The 13042-nt window shown below is 65.8% G+C and carries 9 protein-coding genes; 8 read left to right on the top strand and 1 reads right to left on the bottom strand.

Translation table 11 applies throughout. The features are described 5' to 3' along the window. Positions 1-410 precede the first annotated feature (410 nt). Together GNK13_RS18725 and GNK13_RS18720 are read left to right on the top strand one after the other, a co-directional pair. Positions 411-4448, top strand: coding sequence for a serine/threonine-protein kinase (locus GNK13_RS18725; RefSeq protein ID WP_164104072.1), 4038 nt, complete (start codon positions 411-413; stop codon positions 4446-4448). A 44-nt stretch (positions 4449-4492) separates the two neighbouring features. Then, on the top strand, positions 4493-5818 hold the full coding sequence (locus GNK13_RS18720) for a hypothetical protein (protein ID WP_164104071.1): 1326 nt from the start codon (positions 4493-4495) through the stop codon (positions 5816-5818). Between the two features lie 122 nt (positions 5819-5940). Here GNK13_RS18720 and GNK13_RS18715 read toward each other — a convergent pair whose 3' ends face one another. Next, entirely contained in the window at positions 5941-7401 is a 1461-nt protein-coding gene (locus tag GNK13_RS18715) for an MFS transporter (protein ID WP_164104070.1), read from the bottom strand. Between the two features lie 545 nt (positions 7402-7946). On the opposite strand from GNK13_RS18715, the gene GNK13_RS18710 reads away from it, so the two are divergent. The 6 genes from GNK13_RS18710 (at position 7947) to GNK13_RS18685 (ending at position 12986) form a co-directional block, all read left to right on the top strand. Beyond that, the gene (locus GNK13_RS18710; protein ID WP_164104069.1) at positions 7947-8114 is read left to right on the top strand and encodes a hypothetical protein; all 168 of its coding nucleotides are present in this window, start codon (positions 7947-7949) and stop codon (positions 8112-8114) included. Positions 8115-8227: 113 nt separating this feature from the next. After that, complete coding sequence (locus tag GNK13_RS18705; RefSeq protein ID WP_164104068.1) at positions 8228-8617, top strand: carbon storage regulator; 390 nt, start codon at positions 8228-8230, stop codon at positions 8615-8617. A 142-nt stretch (positions 8618-8759) separates the two neighbouring features. Next, positions 8760-9485 carry a C39 family peptidase gene (locus GNK13_RS18700; RefSeq protein ID WP_164104067.1) on the top strand — a complete coding sequence of 242 codons (726 nt, stop codon included), beginning with the start codon at positions 8760-8762 and terminating at the stop codon, positions 9483-9485. A gap of 29 nt (positions 9486-9514) precedes the next feature. Then, positions 9515-10990: a RimK family protein gene (locus tag GNK13_RS18695; RefSeq protein WP_164104066.1), complete on the top strand. Its 1476-nt coding sequence runs from the start codon at positions 9515-9517 to the stop codon at positions 10988-10990. After that, a complete protein-coding gene (locus tag GNK13_RS18690) occupies positions 10987-12240 on the top strand; it encodes a carboxylate-amine ligase (RefSeq protein WP_164104065.1) in 1254 nt (417 codons plus the stop codon). Before GNK13_RS18695 ends, GNK13_RS18690 begins: the two co-directional genes overlap by 4 nt. Next, positions 12237-12986, top strand: a complete 750-nt coding sequence (locus tag GNK13_RS18685) for an N-formylglutamate amidohydrolase (protein WP_164104064.1) — start codon at positions 12237-12239, stop codon at positions 12984-12986. The genes GNK13_RS18690 and GNK13_RS18685 overlap by 4 nt, the downstream gene beginning before the upstream one ends. Positions 12987-13042 lie beyond the last annotated feature (56 nt).

Here is a 13042-nt window from a genome sequence, read left to right as displayed (position 1 = left end):
GCGGCCCCAAAGCGCCCCCCCGAAGCCTCCAGCCGGATTCCTCATCAGCCGCCGGGTGCTAGCCCGGATTATTCATGCGTTTGGGTAGATGTGTCGCAAGTTCTTGTGGCGTTGGAAGTTGCGACAGACCATGACAGAACAGTGTGTTAAATCAGCCGCCACGCGCTAGCGTCCGGTTTTTGCGGAGTTTTCGAGAACCGGGGGCTAGCGCCCGGCGGCTGATGAATAATCCGGGCTAGCCCGTGGCGGCTGATGTCCCACACTGCGGGCCTGGGTGAGCAAGATTCACCAGCTCTTCACCGTTCCCCTCCCCACGTGGCACAGGGCGTGGCTTACGATGGGGCTCTTGGCGGGGCCAGCGGCCACCGGCAGGCGAACCTGCCGGGGAAACGTGGCGGATTAGGTGCAAGATGCAAAGCGACGACGGACGCAGGAGCCATGGCAGCCGAGGGAGCGGCTCCACCGATCGAGCGCGCCGCGCCGCTCCGGCCGGCTTGTCGCCGCGCCCCGGAGACCAGCTCGGCGGCTTCCGACTGCTCGACCGCATCGGCGAGGGAGGAAGCAGCCTGGTGTTCGACGCGGTCGAAGTCTCCTCCGGCACTTCCTACGCGCTCAAGGTGCTGCTCAACCCCAACGAGCTCGGCATCGACCGGCTGAAACGCGGATTCCGAGCCCTGGCCGACTTCTACCATCCCAACCTCGTCAGCCTCGACCGCTTGCACTTCGCGTCGCTCGTCCGCGAACCGTCGAGTCCCCCCGAGGCCGGTTTTTGGTTCATCACGATGGAGCGGATCCACGGCTCGGATCTCGTCAGCTTCGCCCATCAGCAACGGTCGGCCGAGGACGATTTCCAGTGGCTCGCGAAGCTGATCCGCCAGATCGGCGCGGCGCTCTCGGCCCTGCACGCCCGCTCGCTCGTCCACCGCGACATCAAGCCGAGCAACTTTATGATCGACTCGAGCGGCCGCTTGCGGTTGCTCGACTACGGCTTGCTCGGCTCCTTCGAGCCCTGGTTCGCGGCCGAGCCGGAGTCAAACTATGTGGCTGGCACGCTTCCCTATATGGCTCCCGAGGTACTCGCCCAGCGGACGTATCCGCCGGCCAGCGATATCTACAGCGTCGGCCGCGTGGTCCTGGCGCTGCTCTGCGGCGAGCTGCCAGCGACCGACCGCGAGGCGGGGGAGGATCCGCAGGAATGGGAGCGTCAGAACGGCGGGCGGTTGCCTCGAGAATTGCCCCCGGAGCTGCGTGAGCTGTGCGCGGCGATGCTCGAATTCGACCCGCTCGAGCGGCCCACGGCGTGGGATCTGGAGCGGTTTGGCCAGCAGGATGCCGAGCGGGGTGCGCTGCCCGCCTGGGTCCGCAATCACCCGCTCCCGCTGATCGGACGCGAGGCGGAGATGGCGACCGTGCACCGCTGGATCCAGGACGTGGTGCGGGGGCGAGGCGGAGCGATGCACCTGAGCGGTCCCTCGGGAATCGGCAAAACGGTCCTGCTCGGCGAAGTCGTCCAGGCTGCCCGCTCGGAGTGGATCGAGGTCTACCGTTCCCGTTGCCGGCAGCGCGAAGCGCTTCCGCTGCGGGCTTTCGATGAAGCGATCAACGGGATCGCCCGCTGGATCGCCAGCGGCGGCTGCGGACCGCTGCGGTTGAGCCAGGCCACCCGGCGGTCGGTCGCCGACCTCTTTCCCGTCCTCGCCCCAGCGCTACTGGCCGGGGCGGAACCCGAACCGACGGTCCCTCCCCCAAGCGACTGGAGCTCGACGGAGCTCCTGGTGACCGAGCCGCTGGAGGGGCTGAGCGACCAGGCGCTGCGGCGTCAGGAAGCGCTCGAAGCGGTCGTGCGGCTTTTCGCGGCGCTGTGTGAGCAGACGCCGATGCTGCTGGTGATCGACGACCTGCAGTGGGCCGACGGCGACAGCATCGCGCTGCTCCGGCGGCTGCTGAGCAACCCTCCGCGGCGGCTGGGAATTCTGACCGCCAGCCGGCCCGAGTTCGCCGCTCGCGATCTCCCGCTCGACCAGCGGATCGAGCTCTCGGGCGTTTCTCCGGCGGCGGCGCAGGCGATCATCTGCAACCGGGCCCGCCGCCGCGGCGTCGAGCTTCCCGAGCCGCGGGTGCGAGAGTTGGCCAAGGCTGCCGAGGGGAATCCGTATTTGCTGACCCACATCGGCGACCTGCTCGGTGCGGACGGCGCGCAGACCACCGATTTCGGGTCGCTGTGGGCCCTTCGGCGGCGGCGGCTGACCCCGCTGGCCCGACTCATGCTCGAACTGCTCGCGGTCGCCGGAAAACCGGTCGATGTCGGCCACCTGCTGGCGATCGCCCAAGCCGCCGCAGCCGGAGAGCTGGTCCCGGACAAACCCCTCTCGCCCGACGATTCCGATGCGACCGGGACGCCTGCGCCAGGATTCGAGGGAGGGGGATTCGAGGGAGGGGGACTAGCGAGCGAGGATTTTGCCGCGGACCCCGCCGCCGCTTCGCTTCCGGCAGCGGCGCTTGCGGAACTGCGGCACGAGATGCTGGCGCGGGACTACGGGCCCGAAGCCGAGACGGTCGAGATGTACCACGACCGGATCAGCGATGTGGTCCTGCGGACGGCGGGGCCGCGGACTTGCCGCGGTCACCATCGCCGCTGGGCCCGCTGGTTGGCGAAGCAGGCGGACCTGTCGAGTGCCGAGCTCGCCCGCCACTGGATCGCTGGGGGGCGGACGGCCGCGGCGGTCGAACCGGCGATCCGCGCCGCCGAAGCGGCTCGCGAACGGCTGGCCTTTGCCGATGCGGCCCGCTGGTATGCCTGGGCTGCCGAGCACGTCGAGGAAGTCTCCGCGACTTGGCCCCGCTCGTCCGAAGCATCATCGGCCCGCTCGGAGCTCCCCTCAGCGATCGAATTGCTGCAGAGAGCCGCCGACTGCTACGCGCACTGCGGACGCAGCGGCCGCGCTGCCGGGCTGTTTGAACGGTTGGCCGAACAGTCGAGCGGCGACGACGAGCTGCGGTTTCGCCGGTTCGCGGCCGAGCACTACATCTGCAGCGGCGAGCTGGCCGAAGCGCGACGCACGATCGCCGAAGTGGCACCGCGATTGAAGCTGCCGCGGTTCCACTCCCCCCTCCGGACCAAGCTGGAGATCCTCTGGAATCTTTCGCGGTTGCGGCTGCTCGGACCGATCGACCCGGCTGCCGAAGGTCGCTCGGTCGATCCGCGGCAGTTCGAGCGGATCGACACCCAATTGAACCTCTGCCGCGCGATGTCGATGTTCGACAGCCTCTACACCGGCAGCCTGATCACTTCGGGGATGTTGCTCGCGGCCCGCCACGGCGATCGCCCCCGCATGCTGCATGCCTCGGTCGCCTTTGCCGTCATCAGCAGCTATGACGCCGGGCGAGGTCGCGAGCAAGCCAACCGCCTGATCCCGCGAATCCTGCAAACCGCCGAACAGCTCGGCGACCGGAAACTCATCGCCGACGGGCTCTCGGCCGCCGGAGCCGTCCATTTCACCCAAGGCCGCTGGGCCGAGGCGCTCGAACCGCTGCTCACTGCTCACCGGATCTACCGCACGGAATGCTCGGGCTGCATCTTCGAATCGGTGCACCTGCACTGGCAGGCGGTGTGGGCACAGTTCTTCCTCGGGCGGATTCCAGAAATGGTCCGCACCCGCGACTGGATCCAGCAGGATGCCCTCGACCGCGACGACTCGCTGGCATGGCTGACGTCGGTCTGCGGAAACTCGGTGGCCGGCGGTTTGGCGGCGGATCGCGTCGCCGAGTTCCGCGCGGCCGACCGCCGCTTTCGCGCCCACTACCGCGGCCTCGGCTTTCAGCTGATCCACATGCTGCGGCTGATCAGCGCAACGATGCTCGACTGCTACTCGGGACGGCTCGAGGCGGCGTGGCGACGGCTGCAGGCTCACGAGCGGGCCTACCGCCGCAGCGCTTTCTCCAGGCTGCAGATCATCCGCGTCCACTGGCAGTGGATGCACCTCCACACCGCGACCTGCCTCGCAGCGACCTCCCTCGCAGCGATCCCGCCCCCCGCTGCCTCGCCCCCTGCTGCCTCGCCCCCTGCTGCCTCGCCTCCTGCTGCCTCGCCCCCAGTCGAGCGTTGGGTGCGGGAGGCCGAGAAGTGGCTCCGCCAGCTCCGCCGCGAGCCGATGGAGTTCGCCGCGACGCTCAGCGAATTCGCCGCCGGTCAGCTCGCCGAACTCCGAGGAGACCCTGGAACGGCCCGAGCCGCCTATCAAGCTGCATCCCGCTCCGCAGCTCGCCAACAGCTCGAACTCCACCGACTCGCCGCCGAGGATCGCTTGGCGGCGCTCGCCGCCGAGCCCGCGAGCGAGGGTAGCAGCCAGCCTCGGCTGGAAGCCTACCTGGCGGCCCAGGGGGTCCACGCTCCGGCGGCCTTCGCGCGGCTCCTCGCGGCACCGCTTCCCCCCGGGCGGCTAAGATAGTCGCGACCTCCCTTCGCGCTTCCCTCCGGATGAACGAGCCTCCGATGACGAACTACTCCCGACGAACTTGGATGAAAGCGGCTGGCGGAGCTTCGCTACTGCTCGGCTGGAGCAGCCGGCAGGGGCCTTCCCAACTGGCTGCAGCCCAGCCACCCGCAGCCCAGCCACCCGCAGTCACGAACCGCGGAGCTCCTCCCGTGCCGGTGCGAGTCGTCACGCGGGGGCCGCGGCACCACTGGTTCGGCTACTACGACAAACTGCAGTTCGATCCCTCGCAGCGGTACCTGCTGGGGATGGAAGTCGATTTCGAGCATCGCTCCCCCACGGCCGAAGATCGGATCCGGATCGGGATGGTCGACCTCGGCGACAACGATCGCTGGATCGAGCTCGGCGAGAGCACTGCCTGGGGATGGCAGCAGGGATGCATGCTGCAGTGGCTGCCGGGCTCGGCCACGAAAATCATCTGGAACGACCGCAGCGATGACGGAAAGCGGTATGTCAGCCGCATCCTGGACGTTCACAGCGGCGAGCAGCAAACGATTCCCTCACCGATCTACGCCGTCAGCCCCGATGGACGCACCGCGGTCACGGCCGACTTCCGCCGCATCAACGACGTCCGCCCGGGCTATGGCTACGTGGGGCTGCCCGATCCTCACGCCGATGAGTTGGCTCCTCGCGGTGCGGGCATCGACGCGATCGACTTGGAAACCGGCGAGGTAACACCGATCATTTCGCTAGCCGAGATCGCCCAATTCGGAGAAATCCCCAGCCCCGACCCGCCCAACTCAAATTCGCAGGTCAAGCACTACTTCAATCACCTGCTCTTCAACACCGACGGGTCGCGATTCGTCTTCCTGCACCGCTGGCGATACCCCGACGGCAGCCGCAAAACGCGAATGCTGACCGCCAACCCCGACGGCTCGGATGTCCGCGTGATCGACGACAACGGGATGACCTCGCACTTCATCTGGCGGGACCCCCAGCATCTGCTCGCCTGGTCGCGGCAGCCATCGCACGGAGACGCTTTCTATCTCTTCGAGGACGCCCCGCAGGGAGCGGTCGAGGTCGTTGGCCAAGAGGCGATGCCGCGCGATGGTCACTGCACCTATCTGCCCAACCGGGACTGGATCGTCAACGACACCTATCCCGACCGCGACCGCTATCAAACCGTTTACCTGTACCACGTCCCGAGCAGGCGGCGGATCGAGGTGGGCCGCTTCCTGCTCCCCAAGGCCTACACCGGCGAGTGGCGGTGCGACACCCATCCACGGCACAGCCCCGATGGAACAATGCTGGTGATCGATGCCCCGACCGCCGAGCACGGTCGCCAACTGCACCTGCTCGACATCCGCGAAATCGTCGAGCCGTAGGCGCTAGGGAGCAAGCTGCTACGCCACCCTCCCCCCGGGAGGGTCACGAGGAACGAGCGGGGAGGGTGAAGGCAAGTCGTAGGTCCCGTCCCGATGCACCCCGGGCAGGGCAAGTCTCAACCCTAACCTGCGGCTTTGACGGCGCTCGAACTTGCCGGCATGTTGGGAGTCGCCGGGATGCTGGGCAGGATCGGCACGTCGACCCCGCTTCCGCCTGGACGCACGCCATGCATTCGGATCCCGATCCCGACGACCGGGATACGGATCGGGAGCCGGATCGGCAAGGTTCGCATCAGCAGTCCGATCGCCAAGATCCGACCGACCGACGAGAGGGTGAAGAGCAGCATGTAGGCTCCGTGCGACGCCCCGAAGTGCGACAGCAAAGCGGCCCCGACGAGCGAGCCTCCGCACCAGGCAAAGGTGTTCCCCAAGTTGTACAGGGTCAACATCTTGGTTCGCGCGCGGAGCGGCAGCGTCTCGAAGAAGAGCAGGAAGAAGCCCAGTTCGTAGGCCGCCCACAGGGCACCGCTGAAGATCTGCACGGCGACCAACCAGAAGAAATTCTGAGAGACCACCCACAGCAGCGACATCGGGGCGATTCCGCAGCCCCCAACCCAGAGCAGCCACGCCGCCCCGCGGCGTCGCGCGAGCGAAGCCCAGACGGCCAGCGCCACGCCCTTGGCGGCGAACGCCACGGCGGTCAGCGTGACGAATTGGCTATAGGAGTAATCGAGCTGCTCGAGCATGAACGGCGTAAAGTAGGGCCCGGAAATCTGCACCATCCCCTGGACCACCACCAGATAGACCAGCAACCGCCGCCCAGTCGCGGAAAACTCGCTGGCCGAGAGCGTGGCCGAGGCGGCGCTGGCCCTGGCTTGGCCGCCCGCCGCCGCGGTCTCCCGCAGGGACAACGCGGTGCGCGGCGGAGCGAGAGGCTGCCGGTCGCCCGGCGGCAGCGCATGATGCCGCACGAGACAGGCGACCGAGATCAGACGGAACAGTCCGGCACCGAGAAACAGCAGGGCGAAGGTCGTCAATTCCGTCCCGCTTCGCCGGGCCCACTCCAACAGCAGGCCCCCGAGCAGGAAGCTAACGAACGTGGTCAGCTGACTGGCCCGCGTGCGACGGGCAAAATAGGTCGCCCGCAACCGCGCCGGGACGATCCCCTGCATCCAGGTATTCCACGCTGGCCCGGAGGCCAGTCCGCAGCCCCAGTAGACCGAGGCGATCAAGAGCAGCGCGGCGAGCGGAATGGAGCCGTAGCAGGCGGCGATGACCAGCGGCACGAACGCCAGCCCCTGGAGCGTCGCGCAGGCGATCACCCACCGCTTCTCCGAACCGACCAGGCGGACCGCCCACAGCGAGACCAGTTGCAGCAAGCCGCCCGCCAGCAAGGGCAGACTCGAGACCAGACCGGCGGCGACCTCGCTCATCCCAACGGCCAGCGCGAAGGCGGCCAAAAACGTTTCGCCGAGCCCGACCATCACGCCAAATGCCGCCCCATCGGCCGTGCTGGCGCGAAGGTTCGACCGCGTGCTAATCCCGTCCTGCGGACGGCGATAGATCTTCGAAGGTGCCAACATGAAAGTGTGCCGGCAGCGTGCGCGGCGCTGACCACAAAGCCCAGGGTGAGGAAGGCTGGCGACCGTGCCAGCGGACGAAGCAATTCGCCAGAAGAAGCTCCAATCAAAGAAGAAATCCGCAATTTCCGCAATTGCATCTCAGGCAGTTTTCAGAATTGCTGCTGCGGATTTCCGCTGTTCGCGGTAGCGGCAGTTTCACCGCCGGTAATGCCCCCTTAGTGTCGTGCCTCGGCATCTTCTTCCCTTGGCAACTGCGCGCTGCGCGACCGTTTGCCACCCCTCTGGAGAGGCTGGCGAGCGACCACTGATTGCTCAGCGACCACTGTAGCCGACGCTCCAGAGCCGCACCGCCTCCACGAGCGCGCCTCCAGCCCCCCACAGGGACAAAGCGGCGGTCTCTCCGGTTCGCGATGGCGGCATGGGGGCGGCTCCTCAGTGGCCCACGCTGCTCAGTTGGGTTTTCCTAGGGTTTCGCGACGATTTCGCGCGTTTCCGTCTCGTTTTCGTCGCGTTCTCGGTGCCTGACGGCCGCTGGATGGCGGCCTTTGCTCCTCGAGGGCGGCGATCGGCAGCCGCAGCAAGCGCGGCTTCCCTCTAAAAACTTGAAATGTTTCGCCAGCACGCTCGAGCTTTGGCACGTCAATCGCTTCTGGACGCGATTAACGATCATCGGGCTGTGGGGCCCGCCGCTGCCGCAAGGCATCACCGGCTGAGACCCCCAGTCCACAAGATTTTAGCTCCCGTTTAGGGGCTCCTCTCCGGGGCGTCTCGGGACTTCCGGGCCTTACGGCCTTTCCTTGCGACTCATTCTTGAAGGGATTCAGCAATGTTGGTTCTCAGCCGCCACGCGAGTGAAACGATCCGGATCGGCGACGACATCGTGGTTTCGGTCCAGCGGATCTCGGGCAACCGGGTGATCATTGGAATCGACGCTCCGCAAGAAGTTGCGATCCGCCGCGGCGAACTGGCGTTCGAGGGGGACGGAGCCACGCGTGCCTCGGACGACCGAGCGGCTTCAAAAGGGCAACCGGCCTCGCAAGCTCGACCGGCCTTGCAAGCTCGACCGGCCCGAGCAGCGGCCAGCAAGGCTCGTTCTTCGAGCGGGAGCGCGGCCGGCAGCGGCTTGGCAGCCCGGCGGCGGCCTCAGGACCGCCGTCCGGTCGCGGTGCCGCTGACCGATTCCGCGACGGAGTGGTCGGCCAGCCACATTTCCTAGGCATCGGACTGCGGCGGGGCAAAATCGGCAAACTTGATCTTGCCAAAGCCACCGGGCCCGGCGACGATTCTCGCGCAACCTTTTTGTGCGTTTGGTTCCGTCCCTGGGGGTGCCTCTCCGTGCATCGCGCGGCCACTGCCGTATGAACAAGCATTTGCATCTGGAAATGCTGGCCCAGCCCGACGACACCACCTGCGGCCCAACCTGCCTGCACGCCGTCTACGATTACTACGGCGACGTCATCGAGCTCTCCGAATTGATTGAGCAAGTGGGGCGTCTCGAGGACGGGGGCACGCTCGCCGTGCTGCTTGGCTGCCACGCGCTTTCGCGCGGCTACACCTCGACCCTCTACACGTATAATTTACAGGTCTTCGACCCGACTTGGTTTCACCACGGGGTCGATCTCGTCGACAAACTGCGGACTCAGCGGGAGAGGAAAGCGATCCCCAAGCTCCGCGTGGCGACCGACGCGTACCTGGAATACTTGGAGCTCGGCGGCCAGATTCGGATGGAGACATTTTCGATCAGCCTCCTCCGCAACTATCTGCGGGCCGGCGTGCCGATTCTGACGGGCCTGAGTGCGACGTTCCTGTACGGCGAAGCGCGGGAGCGGGTCTTGGAGAAGCCGGTCCATGGCGTCACCGTCGTCCCGGACGACATCGGCGGTTCTCCGGCCGGGCACTTCGTCGTCCTGTGCGGCTACGATGCGGAGCGGCGGGAGGCGATCGTGGCCGATCCGCTCGAACGCAACCCGCTCTCGCGGGACCGCAAATACGCTGTGGGCATCGACCGGGTGTTCGCATCGATTATGCTCGGAGTCGTGACCTACGACGCCAATTTGCTCATCCTCCATCCACCGCAGTCCTAGGCGTTTTTTCCCGCGAGGATCCCCCGCCGATGCCGGCGCTCATTGTCTCTGATTCAGCGGAAGATTGGCCGCTGGAAAACACCAGCGTCGACGTCTGCGACGCCTGGTCCTACTTAGCCCCCGACATGCCTCAGCAGCGGCGGCACTCGCGCGTCTTCAATCTCTGCAGCAGTTACCAGTACCAGACGACCGGCTACTACGTCTCGCTCTTGGCCGAGGCGCGGGGGCACAAGCCGGTCCCGAGTATCATCACGCTGCAGGACATCCAGTCGCCGTCGATGTTGCGGCTGGTCAGCGACGAACTGGACGAGCTGATCCAGCAATCGCTCAAGCCCCTGCAGTCGGAGAACTTCACGCTGAGCGTCTACTTTGGACGCAACACGGCGGCGCGTTACGAGCGGCTCAGCCGGCAATTGTTCAACATCTTCCCGGCCCCCTTGCTGCGGTTTCGCTTCTCGAAGAGCGATCGCTGGCGGCTCCGCGCGATCAAAGCGATCGGCTGCCGCGAAATTCCTCCCTCGCACTGGCCGTTCGTGCTCGAGTCGGCGGACAAGCATTTTGCCGGGCGGTCGCCGGCCGGCCGAAAGCGTCCGCGGATGCGGTACGATCTCGCGATCCTCCACGATCCGCAGGCCGGGGATGACTCGCCGTCGAACTCGTCGGCGCTGAAGAAATTTGCCAAAGCGGGCGAGTCGCTGGGGATTGCGGTCGATCTAATCACCAAAGACCAGGCCGCCCATCTGCTCGAATACGACGCGCTGTTCATCCGCGCGACGACCTCGGTCAACCATTTCACCTACCGCTTCGCCCGCCGCGCGCTGAGCGAAGGTCTGGTGGTCATCGATGATCCCGAATCGATTGTCCGCTGCACCAACAAGGTCTATTTGGCGGAGTTGATGCAGCGGCATAAGATCGCCACGCCAAAGACGTTGATCGTGCACCGCAACAATGCGGAGGAGATTGGCGAACAGCTCGGCTTTCCCTGCGTGCTCAAGAAACCTGACAGCGCTTTTTCGCAAGGCGTGGTCAAGGTCAAGACGCCCGAAGAACTCAAGACGCGTCTGGACGAATTTTTTAGCAAGTCCGATTTACTCGTCGCTCAGGAATTTCTATCTACCAATTTCGATTGGCGCATCGGGATCCTCGACCGCAAACCGTTCTTCGCTTGCAAGTACTATATGGCGCCGGGACACTGGCAAATCATCCAGCAATCGGCCGAAGGGAACGGAAAATACGGCAAAAGCGAAACGATCCCCGTCGAGCTCGCCCCGCGAAAAGCGGTCGCCGTGGCGCTCAAAGCGGCCAACCTGATTGGCGATGGTTTGTATGGCGTGGATGTAAAAGAGTCGGATGGCAATTTCTATGTGATCGAAGTCAACGACAATCCGAATCTAGACGCGGGTTACGAAGATCAAATCCTCCGAGACGAATTGTATCGAAGAATTATGGAAGTCTTTCTGAAGCGGATTGAGCAACGCAAATCGGTTCATGGAGAATCCGCGTGAACACGACGCTGGGCCTGTTCTCCGCCCTGGGCATCGAGATCGAATATGGAATCATCGATGCGAAACGCATGAACGTGCGACCGGTCGCCGACCGCATTCTGGTCGATCGCGACGGCGATCCCGTGTCGGACCTGCGGCGCGGTGCGATCGTCTGGTCCAACGAGCTCGTCAATCACGTCATCGAGCTCAAGACCAGCGAGCCGGCTCCGTCTCTGGCCGGCCTCTCCGAGCATTTCCACCAGAATGTCAAAGCGGCCAACAAACGCCTGGCCGCTTTCGGGGCTCGCTTGATGCCCACGGCGATGCACCCCTGGATGCAGCCCGCGCGGGAGACCCAGTTGTGGCTGGGCGACTCGAGCGAGATCTACGAGACGTTCAACCGGATCTTCGACTGCACCGGGCATGGCTGGTCGAACGTCCAAAGCATGCACCTGAACCTGCCCTTCGACGGCGATGAGGAATTCGGGCGGCTGCATGCGGCGGTGCGGCTGGTGCTCCCCATCCTACCGGCCCTGGCCGCCAGTTCGCCGATCGTCGACGGTCGCCGCTCGGAGTATCTCGACACCCGGCTGAATGTCTACGAGCACAACTGCGACCGCATTCCGTCGGTCTGCGGCGGGGTGATCCCCGAGCCGGTCTACAGCGAAGCGGAATACCGCAGAGCGATCTTCGAGCCGATGTACCGCGACCTCGCTCCGCACGATCCCGATGGCGTCCTGCAGGATGAGTTCCTCAATTCCCGCGGCGCGATCGCCCGCTTCCAGCGGGGGAGCTTGGAGATCCGCGTGATCGACGTGCAGGAATGTCCGGCGGCCGATTTGGCGATCGCCGGTTTGACGACCAGCGTGGTGCGGCGATTGGTCGAGCAAATCCACACCTCGACGGCCGAGCAGCAAGCGGTCGACAGCGGATCGCTGCGCCAGCTGTTCCGGCAGACGGTCCGCGAGGGGGAAGCGGCGGAGATCACCGACGCCGCCTACTTGGCTCATTTTGGGATCACGCTCTCGCCGGCTCAGCCCTCGGTCTCAGCCGGAGAGCTTTGGAAACATCTGCTCTCCTGGAGCGACCAATCGGGGGCCGAAGCGCTCCCGGCGGAGCTCAAACCGGTCGCCGAGAAACTGGTTCACTCGGGAACCTTGGCGTCGCGGATTCTGCAGGCGGTCGGGGACGATTTTTCGCCCAACCACCTTCGCACCGTGTACGCCCATCTGTGCGACCGCCTGGCGGAGAACCAGCTCTTCATCCCATGAGGATCATTACCTGCGAGCATGGCGGCAACCGATTGCCGCCCGCTTGGGCCGAGCGGTTCGCTTCGGCCAGCGAGGCGCTGCAAAGCCACCGCGGGTTCGATCCCGGGGCGCTCCAGCTCGCTCGCCAACTGGCTCGGCGGCTCGATGCTCCGCTGTACTCGGCGACCGTCACGCGGTTGTTGGTCGACCTCAACCGCTCGCTCTCCAATCGCTCGTTGTTCTCCGAGTGGTCCCGCGACCTGCGCCCGGAAGACCGCGCGCGGTTGCTCCGCGAGCACTACCATCCCTATCGCCAACGGGTGGAAGAAGCGGTCGGCAAGGCAGTCGCGGAGGCGGCAGCCCGCGCCGCGTCGGTGCTGCATGTCCCCGTGCTGCATGTCCCCGTGCTGCATATATCCGTGCACTCGTTCACACCGGTCTGGAACGGCAGCGAGCGAGCGGTCGACATCGGGCTGCTGTACGACCCCCGGCGAAACGGCGAACGAGCTTTTTGCGGGGCTTGGAAGCGAGCGCTCGAAGAGGCACAGCCCGGGCTGCGGGTGCGGATGAACCATCCCTACCGGGGCGTCGCCGACGGGTTGACCACCCATCTGCGTCGCCGCTTCGCCCCCGAGCACTACCGAGGAATCGAGCACTACCGAGGAATCGAGCTGGAAGTGAACCAGGGCATCGTCGCCGGCCCGCGGGCCGCTTGGAGCCGACTCCGCCAAACCCTCGCGGGAACGCTGGCCCGGATGACGCATTAGCCGACGGGCGGTGATCTCTGTCAGCAAACCGGCACCTCACCAACACCCTCCCCCCG

The sequence above is a fragment of the Candidatus Laterigemmans baculatus genome (assembly GCF_010367455.1).
In the GTDB taxonomy this organism is placed as follows: Bacteria; Planctomycetota; Planctomycetia; order Pirellulales; family Pirellulaceae; genus Laterigemmans; species Laterigemmans baculatus.
The sequence above is the reverse complement of the archived record's forward strand: the minus strand, read 5'-3'. Positions and strand labels throughout refer to the sequence as shown.

Bases quoted from the DNA above. Each gene is read 5' to 3' on its own strand.
- GNK13_RS18725 (WP_164104072.1), top strand. From the start codon at position 411: ATGCAAAGCGACGACGGACGCAGGAGCCATGGCAGCCGAGGGAGCGGC.
- GNK13_RS18720 (WP_164104071.1), top strand. From the start codon at position 4,493: ATGACGAACTACTCCCGACGAACTTGGATGAAAGCGGCTGGCGGAGCT.
- GNK13_RS18715 (WP_164104070.1), bottom strand. From the start codon at position 7,401: ATGTTGGCACCTTCGAAGATCTATCGCCGTCCGCAGGACGGGATTAGC.
- GNK13_RS18705 (WP_164104068.1), top strand. From the start codon at position 8,228: ATGTTGGTTCTCAGCCGCCACGCGAGTGAAACGATCCGGATCGGCGAC.
- GNK13_RS18700 (WP_164104067.1), top strand. From the start codon at position 8,760: ATGAACAAGCATTTGCATCTGGAAATGCTGGCCCAGCCCGACGACACC.
- GNK13_RS18695 (WP_164104066.1), top strand. From the start codon at position 9,515: ATGCCGGCGCTCATTGTCTCTGATTCAGCGGAAGATTGGCCGCTGGAA.
- GNK13_RS18685 (WP_164104064.1), top strand. From the start codon at position 12,237: ATGAGGATCATTACCTGCGAGCATGGCGGCAACCGATTGCCGCCCGCT.